The 22,659-nt window shown below is 49.6% G+C and carries 26 protein-coding genes and 1 pseudogene; 20 read left to right on the top strand and 7 right to left on the bottom strand.

Annotation, left to right across the window (positions count from 1 at the left end):
- Positions 1-119: 119 nt before the first annotated feature.
- The 9 genes and pseudogenes from F463_RS15220 to F463_RS0100390 form a co-directional block, all read left to right on the top strand.
- Positions 120-464, top strand: a pseudogene (locus tag F463_RS15220) (glycosyltransferase); the annotation flags it as partial.
- Positions 447-1,100 carry a glycosyltransferase family 4 protein gene (locus F463_RS14455; protein WP_281163701.1) on the top strand — a complete coding sequence of 218 codons (654 nt, stop codon included), beginning with the start codon at positions 447-449 and terminating at the stop codon, positions 1,098-1,100. The pseudogene F463_RS15220 and the gene F463_RS14455, both read left to right, overlap by 18 nt.
- Positions 1,097-1,690 (top strand): sugar transferase, encoded by a 594-nt coding sequence (locus F463_RS0100420; RefSeq protein ID WP_018985055.1) that lies wholly within the window; start codon positions 1,097-1,099, stop codon positions 1,688-1,690. Before F463_RS14455 ends, F463_RS0100420 begins: the two co-directional genes overlap by 4 nt.
- Positions 1,690-2,283: an acetyltransferase gene (locus F463_RS0100415; protein WP_018985054.1), complete on the top strand. Its 594-nt coding sequence runs from the start codon at positions 1,690-1,692 to the stop codon at positions 2,281-2,283. The genes F463_RS0100420 and F463_RS0100415 overlap by 1 nt, the downstream gene beginning before the upstream one ends.
- A gap of 15 nt (positions 2,284-2,298) precedes the next feature.
- Complete coding sequence (locus tag F463_RS0100410; protein WP_018985053.1) at positions 2,299-3,483, top strand: DegT/DnrJ/EryC1/StrS family aminotransferase; 1,185 nt, start codon at positions 2,299-2,301, stop codon at positions 3,481-3,483.
- A 5-nt stretch (positions 3,484-3,488) separates the two neighbouring features.
- Positions 3,489-5,414: a polysaccharide biosynthesis protein gene (locus F463_RS0100405; RefSeq protein WP_026295171.1), complete on the top strand. Its 1,926-nt coding sequence runs from the start codon at positions 3,489-3,491 to the stop codon at positions 5,412-5,414.
- Between the two features lie 87 nt (positions 5,415-5,501).
- The gene (locus F463_RS0100400) at positions 5,502-5,768 is read left to right on the top strand and encodes a type II toxin-antitoxin system CcdA family antitoxin (protein WP_018985051.1); all 267 of its coding nucleotides are present in this window, start codon (positions 5,502-5,504) and stop codon (positions 5,766-5,768) included.
- The gene (locus F463_RS0100395; protein WP_018985050.1) at positions 5,768-6,085 is read left to right on the top strand and encodes a CcdB family protein; all 318 of its coding nucleotides are present in this window, start codon (positions 5,768-5,770) and stop codon (positions 6,083-6,085) included. The genes F463_RS0100400 and F463_RS0100395 overlap by 1 nt, the downstream gene beginning before the upstream one ends.
- Before the next feature lie 34 nt (positions 6,086-6,119).
- Positions 6,120-8,030, top strand: a complete 1,911-nt coding sequence (locus tag F463_RS0100390) for an ATP-binding cassette domain-containing protein (RefSeq protein WP_018985049.1) — start codon at positions 6,120-6,122, stop codon at positions 8,028-8,030.
- A gap of 70 nt (positions 8,031-8,100) precedes the next feature.
- Here F463_RS0100390 and F463_RS0100385 read toward each other — a convergent pair whose 3' ends face one another.
- The 3 genes from F463_RS0100385 to flgA form a co-directional block, all read right to left on the bottom strand.
- Positions 8,101-8,577, bottom strand: a complete 477-nt coding sequence (locus F463_RS0100385) for a flagella synthesis protein FlgN (RefSeq protein WP_018985048.1) — start codon at positions 8,575-8,577, stop codon at positions 8,101-8,103.
- 5 nt (positions 8,578-8,582) lie between these two features.
- Positions 8,583-8,909, bottom strand: coding sequence for a flagellar biosynthesis anti-sigma factor FlgM (flgM, locus tag F463_RS0100380; protein WP_026295170.1), 327 nt, complete (start codon positions 8,907-8,909; stop codon positions 8,583-8,585).
- Positions 8,910-9,078: 169 nt separating this feature from the next.
- Complete coding sequence (gene flgA, locus F463_RS0100375) at positions 9,079-9,831, bottom strand: flagellar basal body P-ring formation chaperone FlgA (protein ID WP_018985046.1); 753 nt, start codon at positions 9,829-9,831, stop codon at positions 9,079-9,081.
- 234 nt (positions 9,832-10,065) lie between these two features.
- Here flgA and flgB point away from each other — a divergent pair, with 234 nt between their 5' ends.
- From flgB to flgL, 11 genes are all read left to right on the top strand, one after another.
- Positions 10,066-10,500 carry a flagellar basal body rod protein FlgB gene (flgB, locus tag F463_RS0100370; protein ID WP_018985045.1) on the top strand — a complete coding sequence of 145 codons (435 nt, stop codon included), beginning with the start codon at positions 10,066-10,068 and terminating at the stop codon, positions 10,498-10,500.
- A 16-nt stretch (positions 10,501-10,516) separates the two neighbouring features.
- Entirely contained in the window at positions 10,517-10,921 is a 405-nt protein-coding gene (flgC, locus tag F463_RS0100365; protein WP_018985044.1) for a flagellar basal body rod protein FlgC, read from the top strand.
- 20 nt (positions 10,922-10,941) lie between these two features.
- Positions 10,942-11,610: a flagellar hook assembly protein FlgD gene (locus F463_RS0100360; RefSeq protein ID WP_018985043.1), complete on the top strand. Its 669-nt coding sequence runs from the start codon at positions 10,942-10,944 to the stop codon at positions 11,608-11,610.
- Between the two features lie 37 nt (positions 11,611-11,647).
- Positions 11,648-12,862, top strand: coding sequence for a flagellar hook protein FlgE (flgE, locus tag F463_RS0100355; RefSeq protein WP_018985042.1), 1,215 nt, complete (start codon positions 11,648-11,650; stop codon positions 12,860-12,862).
- A 38-nt stretch (positions 12,863-12,900) separates the two neighbouring features.
- Positions 12,901-13,644: a flagellar basal-body rod protein FlgF gene (flgF, locus tag F463_RS0100350; protein WP_018985041.1), complete on the top strand. Its 744-nt coding sequence runs from the start codon at positions 12,901-12,903 to the stop codon at positions 13,642-13,644.
- Between the two features lie 53 nt (positions 13,645-13,697).
- Positions 13,698-14,480 (top strand): flagellar basal-body rod protein FlgG, encoded by a 783-nt coding sequence (gene flgG, locus F463_RS0100345; RefSeq protein ID WP_018985040.1) that lies wholly within the window; start codon positions 13,698-13,700, stop codon positions 14,478-14,480.
- 40 nt (positions 14,481-14,520) lie between these two features.
- Positions 14,521-15,171, top strand: a complete 651-nt coding sequence (locus tag F463_RS0100340) for a flagellar basal body L-ring protein FlgH (RefSeq protein ID WP_033413067.1) — start codon at positions 14,521-14,523, stop codon at positions 15,169-15,171.
- Positions 15,172-15,180: 9 nt separating this feature from the next.
- The gene (locus F463_RS0100335; protein ID WP_018985038.1) at positions 15,181-16,305 is read left to right on the top strand and encodes a flagellar basal body P-ring protein FlgI; all 1,125 of its coding nucleotides are present in this window, start codon (positions 15,181-15,183) and stop codon (positions 16,303-16,305) included.
- A 12-nt stretch (positions 16,306-16,317) separates the two neighbouring features.
- Entirely contained in the window at positions 16,318-17,382 is a 1,065-nt protein-coding gene (gene flgJ, locus F463_RS0100330) for a flagellar assembly peptidoglycan hydrolase FlgJ (protein ID WP_018985037.1), read from the top strand.
- Between the two features lie 108 nt (positions 17,383-17,490).
- Positions 17,491-19,212 (top strand): flagellar hook-associated protein FlgK, encoded by a 1,722-nt coding sequence (gene flgK, locus F463_RS0100325; protein ID WP_018985036.1) that lies wholly within the window; start codon positions 17,491-17,493, stop codon positions 19,210-19,212.
- Positions 19,213-19,233: 21 nt separating this feature from the next.
- A complete protein-coding gene (flgL, locus tag F463_RS0100320) occupies positions 19,234-20,154 on the top strand; it encodes a flagellar hook-associated protein FlgL (RefSeq protein ID WP_018985035.1) in 921 nt (306 codons plus the stop codon).
- 19 nt (positions 20,155-20,173) lie between these two features.
- On the opposite strand, the gene fliR is transcribed toward flgL, so the two are convergent.
- The 4 genes from fliR to fliO form a co-directional block, all read right to left on the bottom strand.
- Entirely contained in the window at positions 20,174-20,941 is a 768-nt protein-coding gene (gene fliR, locus F463_RS0100315) for a flagellar biosynthetic protein FliR (protein WP_018985034.1), read from the bottom strand.
- Between the two features lie 17 nt (positions 20,942-20,958).
- Positions 20,959-21,228 carry a flagellar biosynthesis protein FliQ gene (gene fliQ / locus F463_RS0100310; RefSeq protein ID WP_018985033.1) on the bottom strand — a complete coding sequence of 90 codons (270 nt, stop codon included), beginning with the start codon at positions 21,226-21,228 and terminating at the stop codon, positions 20,959-20,961.
- 30 nt (positions 21,229-21,258) lie between these two features.
- Positions 21,259-22,026 (bottom strand): flagellar type III secretion system pore protein FliP, encoded by a 768-nt coding sequence (gene fliP, locus F463_RS0100305; RefSeq protein WP_026295169.1) that lies wholly within the window; start codon positions 22,024-22,026, stop codon positions 21,259-21,261.
- A gap of 116 nt (positions 22,027-22,142) precedes the next feature.
- Positions 22,143-22,655, bottom strand: a complete 513-nt coding sequence (fliO, locus tag F463_RS0100300) for a flagellar biosynthetic protein FliO (RefSeq protein WP_018985031.1) — start codon at positions 22,653-22,655, stop codon at positions 22,143-22,145.
- Positions 22,656-22,659: the final 4 nt, after the last annotated feature.

The following is a 22,659-nucleotide window of genomic DNA, read 5'->3' as shown; positions in this document are numbered from 1 at the left end:
ACAGATATCGCTGTAAAAGCTTTCCTGCTCAATCATCTGCAGGCACTTACTCGTCAGTATGAAGTCAGCGTGATTGTAGGCACTGATGATCCGTCCTTTCTCGCAGAACACGGGTCACGGCCACAGTCGTTCCCATGCCGATTACCCGCAAAATACATCCTCTGAATGATATTAAATCTTTGCTTGAGTTGGTATGGCACTTCAGAAAAAATCAGTTTGATGCCGTGCACAGTGTCACACCCAAAGCTGGACTGCTTGCCATGTTAGCCGGCTTCTTGAGTGGTGTACCCGTGCGTACGCATACTTTTACAGGTCAGGTGTGGGCAAATAAACGCGGTCTGCCTAGATTATTGCTCAAGTGTATGGATAAATGCATATCCGCTTTTTCCACGCACGTAATTGTGGACAGTCCGTCACAGCGCGATTTCTTGGGCAAAGAGCGAGTCATCTCCAGGCAAAAGGCTCTTGTATTCGGCATAGGTTCGATTGCAGGCGTTGATAGCCAAAAATTTAAACCAGACAGAATTGCCAGGCAACAGGTCAGGTCAGCGCTTAATTTTACCGAAGAGACTTTCCTGTTTTTGTTTTTAGGTCGACTTAACCACGACAAAGGGATTCTGGAGCTCGCTCAAGCATATATACGAGCAAACTTGCCTAACAGTGGCCTGCTGTTTGTGGGTCCGGATGAACAGGATATGCAAAAAAAAATCAGCCAACTACCTGACTTCCTACGCTCGAATATCCGCTTTATTGACTACACCAACACTCCGGAACAATTTATGGCCGCGGCCGATGTATTATGCCTGCCAAGTTACCGGGAGGGATTCGGCACGGTGATCATCGAAGCAGCCAGTTGTGGTATCCCAGCCATCGCTTCACGAATTTATGGCATTACAGACGCCGTCGCTGAAAACCAGACAGGATTGCTGCATGTCGCTGGCGACGTAGATGACATTTGCTTAAAAATGCAACAGATTTATGCTGACAAGCCATTGTACCAATCACTGGCCACCGCGGCACAACAGCGCGCCATCCAGCACTTTGATAGTCAAGTGATCACGCAAGCGTGGTGTGACTTTTATGGGAAAGTTTTGGCATGATCAAGCGTTTGATGGATATCCTGCTGGTTGTGATGGCATTGTCGTTGCTCTGGCCTCTCATGCTGGTCATTGCATTGCTAGTACGCTGGCGGTTAGGTAAACCGGTGATTTTTAGCCAGACGCGTCCAGGTTACCTCGGCAAACCATTTAGAATTTACAAATTCAGAAGTATGACAGACGCACTGGATGCCAATGGATCCCCATTACCGGATGCCATGCGGTTGACAAAATTTGGAAACTTTCTGAGATCTACCAGTCTGGATGAGTTGCCAAATTTGTGGGCCATTCTTAAGGGGGATATGAGTCTGGTTGGTCCACGCCCTCTTTTGACGGAGTATTTGCCTTTGTACAATGCCCAGCAGGCACGCAGGCATCTGGTAAAACCGGGGCTGACAGGATGGGCGCAAATCAACGGGCGAAATGCAATTAGCTGGCAGGATAAATTCATGCTTGACAGCTGGTATGTTGACCACCAAAGTCTATGGCTGGATATCAAGATTATCTTGCTTACTATTAAAAAAATATTTGTGCGCGAAGGCATTAGCGCCAAGGGAGAAGCCACCATGCCTAAATTTACCGGGAACGACTGATGAGCCACTATTTTTATGGTGCTGGTGGACATGGCAAGGTGGTATTGGATGCCTGGCAAAAATCAGGTAACGCCTGTGTAGGCTTTGTCGATGACAAACCCCTGCAGGAGTGGGCAAGGCTACCCGTTTTTAGCCCGGCTTCCCTTTCCTCAGACGCTGTATTGCACCTGGCCATAGGCAACAGCATGATACGAGAAAAGCTTTCGCTGGCATTTAACAATCACGCTTTCTTTAACGTTATCCACCCGATGGCAAGTATTGCGTGTTCTGCGAGGGTAAATGAAGGTGGATCTTTCCTGGCGGCTCACGCGATTATCGGTCCAGAGGCACAGGTAGGCTTACACAACATTATTAACCACGGCGCCATTGTCGATCATGACTGCAACGTGGGGAATTTTTGCCACATAGCGCCCAATGCAGTGCTGGGGGGGGGCGTGACCATAGGCAATCATGTGCTGATTGGTGCAGGTGCCGTGGTGTTACCCGGCCTGCGCATTGCGGACCATGTTACAATCGGCGCCGGTGCGGTGGTGACCAAGGACATTTTGAATGCTGGTATATATGTTGGCACTCCCGCAAGAACAATAGGCTGAATGACTGATTAATAAATGCTAAATCACCCTGCGCTTTCTCCCTGGCCCTATTATGAGCAAGATGAAATAGAAGATGCCACAGCTGTTTTGCTATCCGGAAAGGTGAATTACTGGACCGGTGAAATCGGAAAACGGTTTGAGCAAGAATACGCCCTTTCTGTAGATAAACGCTTTGGCATCGCCTTATCCAATGGTACTGTGGCGCTAGAGCTTGCATTACGGGCATTCAATATAGGCCCGGGTGATGAAGTGATCGTCGCCTGCCGCAGTTATGTTGCCAGTGCCAGTTGCGTATTAATTGTAGGCGCAACCCCGGTTTTTGCAGATGTGGATATTGCCAGCGGTAACCTGAGCGCTGAAACCATTGCGCCCCACATTACTAAAAAAACAAAAGCGGTGATCCCGGTGCATATCGGAGGATTGCCCTGCGATATGCCAGGCATTATGCAGCTGGCGCATCAACACAATATCAAAGTCATTGAGGACTGCGCCCAGGCACATGGCGCCTCGATCGCCAATGTCAAAGTGGGGGGATGGGGCCATGCAGCCATTTTCAGCTTCTGCCAGGACAAAATCATCTCCACCGGGGGAGAAGGTGGCATGCTGGTACTTGATGATGAACAGGCTTACAAGGCCGCCTGGGCCTACAAGGATATTGGCAGAGACTTTGATGCCGTTTTTCACCAGCAACATCCTCCGGGATTCCGCTGGTATACCCATACCGCTGGTTCCAACTTCCGCCTGACCGAAGTGCAAGCTGCCATAGGTCTCAAGCAATTAGCAAAGCTTGATGCATGGATTAGTCGCAGAAATATCATTGCGCAAAAACTGGTCGCTGCATTATCGCAAGCCTCATTTATCAGGGTTCCCTCTGTGTCACATTCTGATGTCACACATGCTTATTACAGGGTGTATGGCTTAATTGAGCTGAAGAACCAGTCTGACGCTGAAAACCACTCGTTCCGCAATGAATTCGTTGCAAGTCTCTCTGAGATGGGATTACCCTGTTTTTCAGGAGCTTGCAGCGAAATATATCTGGAAAAGGCGTTTGAATCTTACTATGATGGCCAAAGAATGAAGAACGCAAAATATTACGCTGAGCGTGCATTTTGTTTGCTAGCGCATCCTACCATTACCGATGACCAGGTTGATCAGGCAGTCAAATTAATCAATACCCTATTGGCCAAATACCAGGGTTAGCCACCATGAAAAATAGTCTCCGTCGATTGCTCATTCCTTTGGCTATCTTGCATGATCTGGTAGCGGCTTGCCTAGTATGGATGACAGCATATGCTTTACGTTTCAACTTTTCTATTCCAGATCAATTTTACCAGTCAGTACTCATGATGTTGCCTGTAGTGGTGCTGATTGAGATATCTACATTTTATTATGTCGGGCTCTATCGTGGCATTTGGCGCTTTGCCAGCATCCCTGACTTGAAGCGCATTATCAAGGCCGTGGCCATTTCATCGGTGTTATTGAGTTTGGGTGCATTTTCCTTGCAGCCGGAATTAATCATTCCACGCTCGGTGCTGGTCATGAATCCCCTGCTTCTTATCTTATTTATGGGAGGCAGCCGGTTTGCCTATCGTGCATGGAAAGAGCGCCGCCTGTTTAACGTCACGGCTGCGCAAGGCAAACCAGTGATTGTCATTGGTGTAGAAGATGCCTCTTTTAACCTGATCAAAGAACTCAGCAAAAGCCCCGAGTGGCGTGTGGTGGCGATGATAGATCCCAGTAATAAACTGGTCGGCCGTGAAATCATGCATACCAAGATTGAAGGCAATCTGGAAGACATTGAACATATCGCGGCGCGACATGGCTGCCAGCATTGCATGATTGCCATGCCGGGCAGTCGGCATGAAAAACGGCGGCTGGCAGTAGAAGCGGCCAACGAAGTTGAAGGCATGGAGGTATTAACCTTACCAGCGATGTCTGACCTGATCAGTGGCCGCGTGAGTTTGTCGCAGATCCGCAAAATTGATGTTGAAGACTTGCTTGGACGTGATGTAGTACAGCTAGACACGCATGGCTTAAGCGCCATGCTGGCAAATAAAGTTGTCCTGGTTTCAGGCGCAGCAGGTTCGATTGGTTCAGAACTCTGCCGCCAAATCCTCAGTTTTCACCCGACCCAGCTTATTTGTTTGGATATTTCAGAATACGCACTTTACACCTTACAGCAGGAGTTTAATCAGTGGGGAACGAACACTGAGCTGGTCTATCTTGTTGCAGATGTAAAGAATCAACTCCGTATTCAGCGCATTCTGCAAGGCCATCAACCGGACGTAGTGTTACATGCCGGGGCATACAAACACGTACCGATGATGGAACATTTTAATGTGGTCGAGGCCTTGCAAAACAACGCACATGGCACCTACCAGATTGCGTCTGCATGTCAGGCAGCAGGTGTACCTACATTTGTACTGGTTTCGACAGACAAAGCAGTGAATCCAACCAATGTTATGGGTGCCAGCAAGCGGTTGGCCGAATTAATTTGCCAAGGGTTACAGCACAAAAAAAATTCGCATACGCGTTTTATTACGGTCCGTTTTGGCAATGTGCTGGGTAGTAGCGGCAGTGTGATTCCCAAATTCCGTGAGCAGATTGCGCATGGCGGGCCCATCACCATTACTCACCCTGAAATTACACGTTATTTCATGTCTATTCCTGAAGCTGCCCAACTGGTTTTGCAGGCCGCGACCATGGGTAATGGTGGTGAAGTTTTTGTGCTGGATATGGGTACGCCGGTCAAGATTGTTGACCTTGCACGGGACATGATCAAGTTATCCGGCCTGCAAGAGCAAGATATCCGGATTGAGTTCACCGGCTTACGTCCCGGTGAGAAGCTCTACGAAGAGTTGCTGGCTGATGACGAAAACACTTTGCCGACCAGCCATGAGAAGTTGCGTATTGCGCAAGCACGCAGCGCAGATGCAGATTGGTTAACCAATCTGCTGGAATGGTTGACTAACATTCCAAATTTGCAAGAAACTCAAATCAAGCAAGATTTGCAGCGCTGGGTGGAGGAATACACGCTGGATAAACGCCCTGCTCCTGCGATTTCATTACGTGGTAAAGAAATATCGTCTGAGAGCATACACGCCCCCTCACCATCGCAACAATTACACTAACGCCTAACCCTATTAGCTCAGCGCATGGACTTTAATTTGTATGCGCGTTAAAATATGCGCATACAAATATGCGCATGGAATATATCAATGCAAGCAACGACACCAGCAACACCAAGTCAAAAGAGCAGCACAAGTGGAAAGCGAGCAACCAACCTGAGCTTAAGCGTGGATGTCCTCGAAAACGCAAAGCGACTAGACATTAATATTTCTCAAGTATGCGATAACCATCTGCGCGAAGTGGTTAGACTTGCGCAAGCCAGAAAATGGCAAGAAGAACATGCTGAGTTTATTGCAGCATACAACCAGATTATTGAGGCTGAAGGCTTACCTCTTGACGAGTGGAAAAGCTTCTGATGGCAAGATTTGACGTTTATGTGAATACAGGCAGCCACGCCTCCACCACCCCCTATCTGCTAGATGTTCAAAGTGATCTGCTGGCTGGTCTGGATAGCCGAATGGTCGTTCCACTGCGACATCTTGCACAATTTCCCCAGGTCAAACTGCCCTTCCAGTTGATGCCGGTTTTCAATATTGAAGGTGTAGACTGTCTGATGGAAACCCCAAAAATGGGCGCAGTGCCGCAACGCATTCTTAAGTTACCTGTCATTTCCTTGGCTGCATCACACGATCAAATTACCGCCGCTTTAGATTTCCTGTTTCAAGGTTATTAACACTGGCATTTTCTCAAGTGACTCACAATACATCATGCCATTACTTACCCTGAAACAGGCCAGCCTGGCTTTTGGTCATGTGCCTTTGCTCGACCATGTCGACTTCCAACTTGATAATAAAGAATGTGTAGGCATTATCGGGCGCAACGGTACCGGCAAATCCAGCCTGCTTAAAGTAGTGGCCGGGCAGATCAAACTGGATGATGGTGAATACTGGCGAGATCCGGGCAGTAAAATGGCCTATGTCCCGCAGGAACCTGCACTGGATCCATCACATGATGTATTCACTGCCGTGTCACAGGGCCTGGGAGAGATGGTGGCACAGTTGCGGGAATATCACCACATTTCGCAACAATTATCCCACGCCCAAGATGAGGAAAATCTTTTGCATCGCTTGCAGCAACTGCAACAGGCGCTGGAGGCGGAGAATGCCTGGGCATTGCAGTCCCGTATTGAATCGGTACTTTCCAGGCTGGGTTTAACCCCGGACACACCAATTGCCACACTGTCTGGTGGCTGGCGTAAACGGGTAGCCCTGGCGCAAGCACTGGTACAGGCACCTGATGTCCTGTTACTGGATGAGCCCACCAACCACCTGGATCTTGAGGCTATTCTCTGGCTGGAAGAACTGCTACTGGGCTTTCAAGGGAGTGTCATGCTGATTACGCATGACAGACGTTTTCTTGACCGGCTGTCGACACGGATTGTCGAACTGGATCGCGGCCACCTGACCGAGTTTAGCGGCAACTATAGCCAGTACCAGATCAAAAAGGCGGAATTACTGGCCGTTGAGGCCCAGCATCAGGCCAAATTTGACAAATTTCTGGCACAGGAAGAAGTCTGGATACGTAAAGGGATTGAAGCGAGACGGACACGTAATGAAGGCCGCGTGCGCAGGCTGGAGCAGCTACGCCTCGACAGAGCAGCCCGACGTGACCGCCAGGGACAGGTCCAGTTACAGTTGGACGCCGGTGAGCGTTCGGGCAAACTGATTGCCGAGCTGGAAAACGTGCAGATGGCCTTTGGCGACAAGGTGCTCATAAAGCGTTTTAGCACACGCATCATACGGGGTGACCGCATTGGCTTGCTAGGACCAAATGGCGTAGGTAAATCCACCCTGCTTAAATTGATCCTGGGTGAGCTACAGCCAACAGCAGGAAAAATCCAGCTGGGCACCAATATCCAGGTTGCCTATTTTGACCAGATGCGTGAGCAGCTTGATCCGGAAGCGACGCTAGCAGATACCATTAGTCCGGGTTCAGACTACGTGCAGATTGGCGAAACTCGCACGCATGTGATTGGTTACCTTGAGGATTTTCTGTTTGCGCCGCAACGCGCACGCTCGCCAGTCAAATCACTTTCAGGCGGCGAGCGTAACCGTTTGTTGCTTGCGCGCCTGTTTGCACGGCCAGCCAATGTCCTGGTGCTGGATGAACCGACGAATGACCTGGATATTGATACACTGGAGTTGCTGGAAAATCTATTACAAGATTATCCCGGTACGCTATTCCTGGTCAGCCATGACCGCGCTTTTCTGGAAAATACCGTCACCCAGGTGATCGCTTTTGAAGGCCAGGGAAAGCTCACAGAATTTAGCGGTGGTTATGATGACTGGTTACGCTTCAGCCAGCAGCAACAAGATGCAACTAAACCGGCTATCAAACAAGCGACTACGGCAAATGACAGCCACAAGTTCAGCACTGCGCCTCCTGCTAACGCTCGCAAGAAACTGAGCTTCAAAGAGCAGCGGGAACTGGAAGCTTTACCCGCTGAAATTGAACAGCTGGAACAAGAGCAAGCAGAGATTCAGGCGCAATTTGCGCAAGGTGATATTTACAAACAGGCGCCAGATAAGGTCAAACAGCTACAGGAAAGGCTGGATGAAATAGAAGCACTGGTGCTGGAAAAACTTACGCGCTGGGAAACGTTGGAGAGCTTGAGTTAAGGCCTACCTGTGGGGACTTAAAAATAAAACAGCCGAAGGATCGCTTCGGCTGTTTTATTTATATCGGGGATTAAACGGAATAACTGCCACGTGCGGTATCGGCACGATGTGTTTGGCCATTTTTACCATAAAACTGTGGTGCAGCACTCTTGCCGTTCAACGCATCCAGTTTTTCCTGGTTACGCTGAAAGTTTTTGTTGATCAAAATGCCATTGAGGCGATTGAGCTCTTTAGCCTGGACCAGCTTTTGTTGAAAGCTGACCCATGCCTGCTCTAGCACAGTGCTGGATTGTTTTTTCAACCAGGCAGACATGCCCTGCTCATTAGGCTCAAAACCCGCGGCGGCAAGCGCATCATAGCGGGCATTGGCAGCTGCGCCCAGCGCTTGCAGCAGTTCAACGCGCTTGTCGACCATCTGCTCTATGGCATCCAGATCGGCAGACACTAGGGCGGACTGCTCAGACTGCAAATCATTCAAAAGCTGTGAAACCAGCGCTGCGTCTTTCTCAAAACTGACTTGAGAAGATAAATGATTTGCAGAAGTCATGAGGGTCACCCTTTATTGTTTGGTTGTATCAAATCTTTGACGCTCTGCAACAGGCCATCTGCCACTTTAGCGGTATCTACCGAAAAGTCACCACGAGCAATTGCAGCTTTAATTTCTTCAACCTTGTTGGCATCAAACACTTCGCCAGCTGCCAACCCGCTTTCCAGCGATTGCAACTGCACAGATGCAGAAGACAAGGTCACGTTATCTGTTGAAGCAGCAGTTGTGGATGCACCTGCTGCTTTGTCGCTGCCTTTATTGGCAGCACTTTTATCCAATGTTGGCTTGTCTACGCCAACACCCAGTTTTTTAATAGAATCTGAAATGTTCATGCCGTACCTCTTCTGATTTTGAATATGTTCAGGGCTTATCACATCCATCACCCTCATTCGTTAACAGTACTATCGGCATAGTTTAAGCGAACTTTAGTGCTTAATATAGTTTTTATCGCATGTTTGTAAATTTCAGACATTTTCAATTAAAAAAACGTTGCCCATCTGGTTAAAAACGCACGTCTACCTTACCAGAAGACTGTGCAACGCCTTTGATAATCTGGCCACTGCTAACTTTGACATCCACAACCTGGCCGACATTCGCGGTTTGCATGGCAGTACCATCTGCAGTGATGACAAACCCGTCGCCACGGCTATTCAGCTGTACTGTTTGCCCCTGCCTAATCACCGGGATCGCCTTCAGTAGCTCTGGTCTTAATACTGTACCCAGTGGCAAATTGAGTGCGGCCTGTTTGCCATCAAGCATAGATACATCAGTAATAATTCCTGCAGGTAACTTGCTCAAATCACCAGACTGCATCACCACATCCGTTGTCTGCACTGGTGAACCCTGACTCACTGGCAAACCTGTCACGGCATATTCACCCCATACCTGGACATCAGCCTGTACATAGAGTGTCCAGGGTTTGGTTTCAGACTGCAGGCAACGGACACCGATGTGGGTTTTACCCCACAGACGGGCACCTTGCACAGTAAATCCTTCCATCAAGCCGCATTCAGCGATACGGATACGGCTGTCCAATGGCTGGATCTCAATATTCACCTTGCCCGGATACCCTTGTGTCTGGCCCTCTACATACTGCAATACAGTTTGATATACGCGGCTGTGCATGTCAGTCGCAGGAGCCACTGCGCGCTGATTGGCAATGACAGCGCGGTCGGCCGATTGCACAGGTGAGCTCATCAACCATAACAGGCTGAAGATGACTGACATCAGAATGTGGACTGGGCGTTGTTTCATGTGCCCCATTCTACGCATCCGTGGCAAACTTAATTGCGGAAATAGAGAGGATTTCCTGCGTTTAATTCAAGAATCATTGTATAGGCGACGGCGTACACTAGGCAGAGCTAGTAAAAGTCATATGCGTGAACCAAGCCCGCTTAACTGGTTAACGACCGCAAATGACAAGAACTTTAGAGGTTCGAAAAAATATTCGAACAAGGCTTGAGAGTATAGCCTGGAAAGGACAAGACGATGATGAACAAACTGGACGCCGCACTGAATTTTCATCAGACGGCATTGCGCGTGCGCAATCAGCGTCAGGAGCTGTTGGCTTCCAATATTGCCAACGCGGATACACCACAATACAAGGCGCGTGATATCGACTTCAAGTCTGCCATGCAGTCTGCTCTGCAGCAGAGCACTGCAGGCAAACCCGCAACCAGTGCTGGCGCGATGCAACAAACCAATACCAGCCATATGAATGGTCAGGGCAGCAATGGGTATGTGGGGAGTGCCAGCGACCCGCTGTTCCGCTCCGTGGTTCAAGGTTCTGTCGATGGTAACACGGTAGATATGGACGTAGAGCGTAATGCCTATGTGGATAACGGTATCCGCTACGAAGCCAGCCTGACCATGATCAGTGGCCAGATTAAAAAAATGCTGTCTGCCATTAATGGCCAGCAATAATTAAAGGAGGTCTGTCATGTCTCTGTTTAACGTATTCAAAATTTCCGGCTCGGCCATGAGTGCGCAGTCCATGCGCCTGAACACCGTGGCCAGTAACCTGGCTAACGCCGACAGCGTGGTGAGTTCTGATGGCAAGCCTTATCAGTCCAAACAAGTCGTGTTCAAGGCGGTGCAGGACGCTGCTAACAAAAGCAGTACGGTTGAGGTCGACCGTGTGATTGAAGATACCAAGCCAGGCAAAATGGTCTACGACCCAAAACATCCGATGGCCAATGCCGATGGTTATATCACTATGCCTAACGTCAACGTGACTGAAGAAATGGTGAACATGATTTCAGCCTCACGCGCCTATCAAAACAACGTGGAAACCATGAATGCGGCAAAAACCATGTTGCTTAAAACATTGAATATTGGTCAATAACCTTTAGAAAGGGCACTAGCATGACCACCGTAAATAGTAACAACCAGGTTTCACAGGATTTACTGAACTCAGTGAATACCCGCAGTAAGACCAGCACTACAGATGAAACACAGGATCGTTTCATGACCCTGCTGATCACGCAAATGAAAAACCAGGATCCGCTGAACCCGATGGATAACGCGCAGGTGACTAGCCAGATGGCGCAGTTGAATACTGTGACCGGGATCAACAAGCTCAATGAAACCATGAGCAGCCTGATCGGCAGTGTACAACTGGGCCAAGCCTATCAAGCAACCAGCATGATAGGCCGCAATGTTCTGGTGGCAGGTAAAACGCTGACCCATACAGAAACTGGCGGCTATTTTGGCGTCAATGTGCCTAATGGCGCAGATAGCCTGTCCGTCGCGATTAAAAATGGGGCTGGAGCTACTATCCGTACGCTGACCTTTGGCAAACAGGATATTGGTGTGAACGCATTAAGCTGGGATGGAAAAATGGACGATGGCACGGTTGCACCAAGTGGCGAATACTCCTATGAAATTACGGCAAAAACCGCTGACAAAACCGTCAGCAGTACCTCGCTAAGCCTGGCACAGGTACAAAGCGTCACCACCAGCACCAGTGGTGCCAAATTAAATTTAAGCAATAACACGACAGTGTCTGCATCAGAAATCTCAGAGATTTTCTAATTCTTAATATTTTGAGTCCTTACCTAGGAGAGATAACATGGCTTTTTCACAAGGCTTGAGTGGTTTAAACGCAGCATCCAAAGCACTTGAAGTAATTGGTAACAACGTCTCTAACGCCAACACGGTTGGTTTTAAACAGTCTCGTGCAGAATTCGCTGATGTGTTCGCAGCCTCACTGAGTGGTGCAGGCGCAACGCAAATCGGTATTGGTACCAAAATTTCAGATGTCGCCCAGCAGTTTACCCAAGGCAACATTACTGCTACCAACAACACACTGGACGTCGCGATCAATGGCGCGGGTTTTTTCCGTTTGAGCAACAACGGTGCGATTACCTATACGCGTAATGGCCAGTTCCAAATGGATAAGAACGGCTATATTGTGACCAGTGATGGCAAACGCCTGATGGGCAACAGTGCAGACAACCTGAACGGTTCTAGTCCGGTAGAAATCCAGATTGACACCAGTGACCTACAACCTGTGGCCAGTACTAGAATCAGCGGCACCTTGAACCTGAACTCTGCCAGCGCGAACATTGACCAAGCCGTTACACCATTTAGCTCAACTGACCCCACCAGCTATACCAACTCTACCGCGATCACGGTCTATGACAACCTGGGTAACTCACATAATGTCCAAAACTACTATGTGAAAACCGCAGCCAACACCTGGAGCGTATACACAACGGTTGATGGTACGGATGTGACACCAACCCCGACCCCATCCATGGTATTTAATGCGGGTGCCTATGACTCAGCCAACTCAAGTGTGACCCCGATCTCATTCACACCTACCGCTACGGGTGGTGCTACCATGAATATCAGTTTTGATTACTCCAAAAGTACACAATACGGCTCTTCTTTCAGCGTGAACAAGCTCAGTCAGGATGGCTATTCTTCAGGGCGTATTGCCAGCTTCACCATTGGCGATGACGGTATTATTCAAGGTCGTTACACCAACGGTCAATCCAAGGATCTCGGACGCGTGATCCTGGCTAATTTTGTCAATCCTAACGGATTGCAATCCCTGGGCGGTAACCAGTGGATGGCTACTTTCGAATCAGGCGATGAATTGATTGGTGCCCCTGGCAGCAGCACATTAGGTGTATTGCAATCTTCCGCCGTTGAAGACTCTAACGTTGACCTGACTGCAGAACTGGTGAATATGATTACAGCACAGCGTATCTACCAGGCCAATGCGCAAACAATCAAAACCCAAGACCAGGTCATGCAAACACTGGTCAACATGAGATAGTGACTGTTAACGATTAACCTTCTGATAGAGGCTGCATTATGGACCGTCTGATTTATACCGCAATGACTGGTGCCAAGCATATTCTTGAGCAACAGGCGACCACTGCCCACAACCTGGCAAACGCAACCACCACCGGCTTTAAAGCCCAGGTGGACAGTTTTCGCGCCGTGCCTGTTCTGGGCGATGGCCTGCCTACACGTGCGTTTGTGGTCGATGCCACAGTAGGCACCGATTACAAGGCTGGCAGCATACAGCAGACAGGCCGCGACCTGGATGTCGCTGTTGAAGGCCCTGGATGGATTGCAGTGCAACGGGCAGATGGTTCAGAAGGTTATACCCGCAATGGTTCCCTCAAGATTAATGAGAATGGCCAGCTACAAACCGAATCCGGTATGAATGTGATGGGGGATGGCGGCCCGATCAGCATCCCGCCTAATGTGATTATCAGCATAGGTGGTGATGGCACGATTTCCGCCGTCAATGATTTAACCGCACCGGGTGCCACCAACATCCTGGGCAGGATCAAGCTGACCAACCCGCCAGAAGCCTCGCTCAAGCGTGCCGAAGACGGCTTGTTTGTGACCAGCAATGGTCAGGCAGCCCCTATGGACGTGAACGTCAAAGTGACCAATGGCGCGCTCGAAAGCAGTAATGTGAATGTGGTGGAAACCATGGTCAATATGATCAGTCTCGCGCGGCAATTCGAAATGCAAATGAAAATGCTGGAGAACGCGCAAAACAACGCAGGAAAAGCAGACCAGCTCTTCAGTATGAATGGCTAACGCTTGGACTAATATTGCAGTATGAACATGGCTTTAAGCCCTAGGAGTGAACGATGATACGCTCATTATGGATTTCCAAGACAGGTCTGGATGCACAACAAATGCAAATGGACGTGATTTCAAACAACCTGGCCAACGTCAGTACAAGTGGTTTTAAGAAATCACGTGCCGTGTTTGAAGATCTGCTTTACCAGAATTTGCGCCAGGCTGGCGCCCAAAGCTCACAACAAAGTCAGTTGCCTAGCGGCCTGCAATTGGGCACTGGCGTCAAACCAGTAGCGACAGAACGCATTTTCACCCAGGGCAACCTGCAGCAAACTGGCAATGATAAAGATGTGGCTATTCAAGGCCAAGGCTTTTTCCAGATTTTGCTGCCAGATGGCACGACTGCCTACACGCGTGATGGTTCATTTCAAGTCGACAGCCAGGGGCAACTGGTGACAGCCAGTGGCTTTCCGGTTCAACCGGCGATTAATGTTCCATTGAATGCACAAAGCATTACGGTTGGTCGCGATGGCGTGGTCTCCATTACCACGCCAAACTCCACGGCCACCACCCAGATAGGCCAGCTTCAGTTAGCCACCTTCATCAATCCGGCCGGCTTGCAGGCAAAAGGTGAAAATATGTTTGTGGAGACAACGGCGTCAGGCAATGCCAACATCAACACGCCGGGGACTAATGGCGCCGGCCTGTTGACACAAGGCTACGTGGAAACTTCTAACGTAAATGTGGTGGAAGAGCTAGTTAGCATGATTCAAACACAGCGTGCTTACGAAATTAACAGCAAGGCCATCACTACATCTGACCAAATGTTGCAAAAGCTGTCGCAAATGTAATGTTTATCTGAGATTAATACGAATGTTGAAAAATGCCTTTATGAGCCTGTTACTCTGCCTTGCGCTATCCCAGCTGTTAAACGGCTGTTCAATCACGCCCTCGACGATTGTACAAAAACCGGAAACGCCGCGCATGGCGATGGCACGCCCGGACGCCCGAACAGAGGGAGCTATTTTCAACAGTGCCGCTTACAGACCTTTATTTGAAGACCGCAGACCGCGTTATGTCGGGGATATTCTGACCGTACGCATTACCGAGAATACCTCGGCCAACAAAGGCTCCGATAACGAGCAAACCAAGGATGGTTCAGTCACGGGTGCGATCACCGGGCTGTTTGGTCACAACGTGCCTAAAGCATCATTCAATGCCGGGTCCGCGCTCTCTTTTGAAGACAAGGCCAGTGCCAATGCAAGCAATGCCTTCAATGGTTCTGTCACAGCCACCGTGGTTGATGTACTGCCAAACGGTTATCTGGTCATCAGCGGTGAAAAACAGATTGGCTTTGACAAGGGCACTGAGTTTGTCCGCTTCTCCGGGGTCGTCAACCCTGACCTGATTACCATCGGCAACGAAGTAGTGTCTACAAAGGTGGCAGATGCTCGTATCGAATATCGAAGCAATACAAAAATGGATGCTGCGGAAGTACTCTCCATGTTCTCCCGCTTCTTCCTCAGCATGATTCCGTTGTAGGAGAGACGCATGCAGACACTTAAATACCGTTTACTCACTGGACTGGCAAATCTGATACTAGCATTCGGTCTGCTGGCCATCAGCCCGTTTGCTCAGGCAGAGCGCATCAAGGACATCAGCAATATTCAGGGCGTCCGTAGTAACCAGCTCATCGGTTACGGCTTGGTGGTGGGCCTGGATGGCACCGGTGACATGACCGTACAAACGCCGTTTACAGTACAAAGCATCATCAGCATGCTCAATCAGATGGGCGTCACCGTTCCGCCTGGCACCAACCTGATGCTAAAAAATATTGCAGCAGTGATGGTCACCAGTTCACTACCAGCCTTTGCCCAGCCCGGTCAGACCCTGGATGTCACTGTCTCCTCCATGGGGAATGCCAAAAGCCTGCGTGGTGGTACCTTGTTGATGACCCCTTTAAAAGGCGCAGATGGCCAGATTTATGCCATGGCCCAAGGCAATCTGGTGGTTGGCGGCGTAGGTGCAGCGGCGAATGGTAGTCAGACCCAGATCAACCATTTAAGTGTAGGCCGTATCTCAGAAGGTGCCACCGTTGAACGCGCCCTGCCCAATACCTTATTGCATCAGGATATTGTCAAACTCGAATTGAAAGAAAGCGACTTTTCCACCGCCAACAATGTGGTTGAAGCCATTAACAAAAAGTTTGGCCCCATGACTGCGCAGGCTGAAAGCGGCCGCGTGATCCAGGTGCGTCCGCCTGAAAGCATGAGCCGCGTCTCTTTCCTGGCCAACCTGGAAACGATTAACGTGGCCCTGGCTGCGACACCCGCCAAGATTATCCTCAATGCACGTACCGGTTCCGTGGTCATGAACAAGGCGGTGACGCTGGATAGTTGCGCGGTTTCCCACGGTAACCTGTCTGTGGTGATTAACACTTCCCCTGTCATCAGCCAGCCTGGCCCATTCTCCAATGGCCAGACAGTGTCGACGGCAGTCTCAGAAATCAATATCAACAAAGAGCCAGGCAAAGTACTCAAGCTGAATAACGGCGCAAACCTGTCTGATGTGGTGAAAGCCTTGAATGCGATTGGCACCACTCCGCAGGACTTGCTGGCCATTTTGCAGGCCATGAAAGCAGCAGGCGCCCTCAACGCCGAGCTTGAGGTTATCTAGCGGGAGGCAGTGATGCAACCACGTATAGACCCTACTACTCAAAGCTTGGCCATAGACGGCAATTCACTGAATGGCCTCAAGCGTGCCAATAATGACTCGCCAGAGGCGATCAGAGCGGTTGCACGCCAGTTTGAAGCGGTACTGATGAACATGATGCTCAAAAGCATGCGTGACACGGTGCCGCAAGACGGTATCACCGATAGTGAACAAGGCAAAATGTTTACCAGCATGCTGGATCAGCAGTTGAGTACACACTTGAGCCAAAAAGGTCTTGGCCTGACAGATGTGCTGGTCAGGCAGCTCAGTAAGTTCAGCCAAAAACCAAGTGACGCAACAGAGGCTGGCAAAGACGCCAAATCCTCAGGCAAACTTGACTCAACTGCCCCACTCACTCATAGCAGCCATGCGGGTGCCAGGACAGTATTAGCGCAAGCGGCCCAGAAAATACGTGAGGCCTATCAGCAATGGGAAGCCAGAGACAGTGATGCCGTGAATAACAACCGGGACGACTGGGCACAAGGCATTCCGGAACTACCACCTCTGGTCGCTGACACACAGGAAAATATCCAGAGCTTCACCCTGCCCCAGGCACCTTTAGCCACGGCCATGCGCGAAGTGGCTGGTAAAACCCAACAATTTATCCAGAGCATGTTGCCACACGCCCAGGCAGCCAGCAGTGTATCTGGCATTCCAGCCAAATTCATGATCGGCCAGGCGGCATTGGAAAGCGGCTGGGGAAAACACGAAATCAAAACCGGCAACGGCACCAGCAGCCACAACCTGTTTGGCATCAAAGCGGATGCCAGTTGGAAAGGCAAGGTGGTTAACAGCACCACCACTGAATATATCAATGGTGTGAAACAGACCCGTGTTGAAAAATTCCGTGCGTATGACAGCTACAGCGATGCATTCAAGGATTATGCAAAACTGATTTCACAAAATCCGCGTTACCAGCAAGCCATGAATAACACGCATGATGCCAGCGCGTATGCCCATGCCTTGCAGCGTGCAGGCTATGCCACCGACCCGCAATATGGCAAGAAACTGACGCAAGTCATCAAGCATTTACAAGGCTAAAAAAGAAACAGCCCTAAAGAAACAAAAATAATTGCCGATAGGCATATTAACGATTACTTTAAAGTCGTGCCGGACTCTCTGCAGGGGGCTGGTACATGAGGAAAAAACATGTCAAATGTACTCACCATTGGTAAGAGCGCACTCAACGCCGCGCAAGTAGGCATTGCCACCGTTGGCCATAACATTGCTAACGCCGCCACTCCGGGATATAGCCGCCAAGTTGTGGTACAGGCCGCGGCGCAAGCACAAAACTTCGGTTATGGCTTTGTCGGCCAGGGCGCTAATGTTGTCGGTATACAGCGTGTTTATAATGAGACTTTGGCAAAACAGGTGATTAATGCCACGGCAACGGCCAAAGCCAGCAGTGCCTATTACAGCAATATCAGCCAGATTAACAACCTGCTGTCAGACAGCACAGCCGGTTTGAACCCTGTGATCACGAGTTTCTTCAGCGCGGTGAGTGCCGCCGCTGCAAACCCAAGTGATACAGCCACACGCCAGACATTTATGTCTTCGGCACAATCCATGATCAACCGCTTCAACTCGGTCAATAACCAGCTTCAGGATATGCGCAACAGCATTAACACGCAGATCACAGCGAGCGTAGATACGATCAACAGCTATGCTTCACAAATCTCCATCCTGAACGACACGATTAACAAGGCGCTGAACTCTACAGGTAACCCACCAAACGACCTGATGGATCAACGCGATCAGCTAGTTGCCAAAATCAGTGAACAAATCCAGACAACGATCATTAAGCAAGATGATGGTTCTTACAACGTATTTGCCGGGAGCGGCATGCCTCTTGTGGTCGGCACGACGCAATATTCTTTGTATACACGGGCCAGCGACACCGATCTTGGTCGACTCGAAGTTGCCTATGGTAACCCTGCGAGTCCAAAAATCCTGAGTAACGAAACGCTGACCGGCGGGACACTTGGCGGTGTACTTAAATTCAGAACTGACACGCTGGATGTTGTGCAAAACCAGATTGGACAACTTGCCTTGACGTTAACCAGTCAATTTAATGCGCAACAAACGCAGGGGCTGGATCTCAACGGCATTGCTGGCACCAATCTATTTAATACTATCCAGCCGCAAGTATCACCAAGTAGCAGAAATCCAAGCACCTCGCCTTTAATTACAGCGTCATTTGACAAAACCAGCCTGGTGACAAGCAGTGATTACAGCGTGAGATACACCTCTGGGCGCTATGTTATTACCAGACTAAGTGATAATGCGCAAATGCCGGAACCCGATCCAGATCCTTTAGCCATACCTTGGGATGGAACATTACCAGTCACATTCAATGGCATTACCATTGGCCCTGGTACAGGCACCCCCGCAGAAGGCGACTATTACATGGTACAGCCTACCCGGGCCGCTGCCAGTAATCTTTCCTTAAACTTCACAGATGTGAGTAAACTCGCACTGGCCGATGCAACAGGTGGTCCAGGGAACAACGTGAATGGCCTGCTTTTGGCAAAGTTGCAGACAGGTTATTTCGTAGACGGCGGCAACACCCTTACCCAAGGCACAGTGCGGCTGGGAGGCAGCGATGCCAATCCGGTATATGGTACTTATTCGAGATCCTTCTCTCAAATGGTGAGTGCCGTTGGCACAAAAACCAATGAGCTGAGCATCACCAGCCTGGCAGACGCGACTGCACTTGAGAATGCAACTAATGCGATGCAATCGGAATCAGGGGTCAATTTGGACGAAGAAGCGACGGATTTGCTGCGCTACCAGCAGGCCTACCAGGCAGCCGGAAAAATGATGCAAATTGCAAGCCAGCTATTTGAAGTATTACTGCAAATGGGTCAATAAGCTTTTCAAGGATAGGCAATCATGAGAATCAGTACCAATACTATTTTTCAATCTGGCACGAACCGGTTAATGGGCCTGCAAACAGACTTGAACAAGTTGAGTATTCAGACTGCCACTGGTAAAAGGGTAAACTCCCCTGCCGATGATCCTGTGGCTGCGGCCAGATTATTAGAGCTGAATACCGCAAAAGATTTAAATGCGAACTTTGCCAGCGCGCGGCAAACAGCACAAACATTGCTGGAAACCTATGAGACCAGTCTCACTAATGTGACTAATACCATTCAGGCGATCCAGTCAACGGTCATTTCCGCAGGGAATGGGTCATACACTGACTCGGAACGCACGAAACTCGGCAACGAGTTAAAAGGTTATCTGGATACTTTATTAAACCTGGCCAACAGTAAAGATTCACAGGGTAATTACATGTACGCAGGCTATGCGACACAAACAGTGCCTTTTGAACTGAATACTGTCAGTGGTCAGTATGAGTATAAAGCCAACTCAACACGCACGGAGTTACAGGTAGACATACAAAGTAAAATGACTGTGACCTATACGGGGGATCAGATTTTTGGTCCAGATGGCGCCAATGTATTCAAAAGCCTGCAAGACATGATCACTCTATTGCAGACCCCCATTACGGACAGCACAACGCAAGCGACTTATTCTGCTGGCCTCGCATCGACGATTGATCAAATGCAGGGCTGGCTGAATAACGTACTGGATGCTCGCTCAGAAATTGGTAGCAACCTTAATTTTATTGAGACCATGAACACCACAGGCGAAAGCTTGAACTATCAGTATGATGCATCGATTTCTGAACTGCAGGATCTGGATTACGCGCAGGCCTTGTCAGATATCTCCAAGAAAACAAGCATCTTGCAGGCAGCACAAAAAGCATTTGTCGCCACCTCAAATATCTCCCTGTTCAGCCTGATTTGATTCTGAATACCTGGGCTGGTTAGCGCAACACCTGTAACATCAGTTGCTGCCCATCTATCAGCCAGCGATTGACCGGATTCACCAAGGCAGGCAGGCTCAGCAGCAGCATCAGGAAACCCACTGAAATAGTAATCGGAAAGCCGATACCGAAAATATTGAACTGCGGTGCCGCTTTGGTGAGTATCCCCAGCGCCATATTGGTAATCAGCAGACTGGCAACCACGGGCAGTGACAACATCAAGCCTTGCGAAAATATATGCCCACCCAGTGTGGCGATGGTCTGGCTATTGAGTTGCCAGTTTTCGAGTCCGATGGGCATGGTTTCAAAGCTCTGTAACATCACCGCCACCACAATCAGGTGGCCATCCAGGCTCATAAACACCAATAGCGTCAGCATGGTCAGAAACTGGCCAACGGCAATGGTTTGCCCCTGAGCCTGTGGATCATAAAAGCTGGCAAAGCCCAAGCCCATGCTCATGCCCATCATGAAACCGGCCATTTCCACGGCGGTAAATAGCAGTCGCATGACAAAGCCCATGCTGATACCTATGAGAAACTGTGCCAGCAAAGAAAGTAGGCCCTGCCAGGAAAACACTTCAATGGCGGGGACCTGAATAGAGGGGACAATAGCAAAGGTGATGACGAAACCAACGGCAAGCTTGATGCGCTTGGGAATGGCAGGATGGCTAAATAGCGGAACGACGGCCAGGCAACCCAGGATACGGGTCAGTGGCCAGAATAGCTGGACAATCCACAATTGCAGATCTGACGCATGGATATTCAGCATACCGTGTAAGCGTCTGTTTAATTAACCATTTGTGGGATCATGGTGAAAATATGATGCATATAATCCACCATAGTCATCAACATCCAATGGCCCGCCAATAGTAACACGGCCATTACGCCGACCAGTTTCGGAATAAAAGACAGTGTCTGTTCATTGATCTGCGTGGCGGCCTGAAAGATACTGACGATCAGGCCTATCATCAGCGCCGTGCCCAGCACAGGCGCCGCCACCAGCAATGTGGTTTGCATAGCTTCACTGCCCAATGAAACAACTTGCTCAGGACTCATGACCTACTCCTAGGATTCAAAATAAAAAGGTTAAATCACAAAACTTTGCGCCAGCGAACCCAGTATCAGTTGCCAGCCATCTACCAGTACAAACAACATGAGTTTGAATGGCAGAGACACAATAGACGGTGACATCATCATCATGCCCATGGCCATCAGGATACTGGCCACCACCATATCGATAATCAAGAATGGGATGTAAATGGCAAAACCAATCTGGAAGGCCGTTTTCAGCTCACTGGTCATAAATGCCGGCACCAGTATCCTGAGCGGTACGTCTTCAGGCGTCTGGATAGTTTCTGTATGCGCCATATTGGCAAACATGGCCAGGTCACTCTCACGTGTTTGCTTGAGCATAAAGCCTTTTAAAGGCAGTACTCCGCGCTGCAAGGCTTCCTGCATGGTGATTTTGCTTTCTGACAATGGCTGGTAGGCGTCGGTATAAATTCTGTCGAAGACCGGCCCCATGACAAAAAAAGTAATGAACAGCGCCAAACCAATCAATACCTGGTTCGATGGCGCAGACTGTGTCCCCAGGGCTTGGCGCAACAAGGACAGCACAATGACGATCCTGGTAAACCCCGTCATCATAAGCATGGCTGCCGGAATGAAGGTGAGCGAAGTGAGGAGGATCAGTGTTTGCAGGCTCAGTGTATAGTCCTGGCCTCCGCCAGGTGCAGGGGTCACTGTGCCAATAGGCAACCCCTCTGCCGCCCAGGATAATCCTGGCAGAGCCCACAATAGCCCCACTGGCAGCAACAGAGAAAAAATAGACTTTAGAACTGAAAATACCCGCATGTACATGACACCCGAAACTTGCTTGTCCCTGGCGTGTAATGCCTGGCACAAGTCCATCAATAAGTAGGGTTATAGTACGCCAGCGCTGGTAAAATCAAAGGTCGGAAATGAACGACTCAAGGCTTGTTTTTGAGTGATTTGACGGTTTGTTGCACTGTGGCCTGCATGGCCTGTTGTAAACGTACAGCAAAAGAAGCATTCGGATCTACCCCATGAGAGGATGTTGCGTTCGCGCCCTCCTCTGCTGGAGTTTCAGTGATCACTGGGTCCACCTCGCCCAGGGCGGTCATTTGCCCGGCATTGATGCCAACTACCAGCCAGCGACCTGCCACTTCCAGGACCACAATACGTTCCCTTGGGCCTAACTGCAAGCCACCGACCTGTTTGATCACACCACGATGGGCCATGTTTTGTCCTGGCATGACGCGTCTTAACAGCCAGGCAATGGCGGCAATCACCAACAAGACGATCACGGTGCCAAATACCATGCGCCCCAGGCTATCACCGGTACTAGGGACGGCAGATGCCGTGGTTGCAGGCACAGCTGCGTATGCCAGTCCAGTGGTTATGCTGCCCAACCAGGCGAGTAACAGCTTGCTGCGATACTTCATGGCACTCTTATCAGACATCCAG

Source organism: Methylophilus methylotrophus DSM 46235 = ATCC 53528, assembly GCF_000378225.1.
GTDB lineage: Bacteria > Pseudomonadota > Gammaproteobacteria > Burkholderiales > Methylophilaceae > Methylophilus > Methylophilus methylotrophus.
The sequence above is the reverse complement of the archived record's forward strand: the minus strand, read 5'-3'. Positions and strand labels throughout refer to the sequence as shown.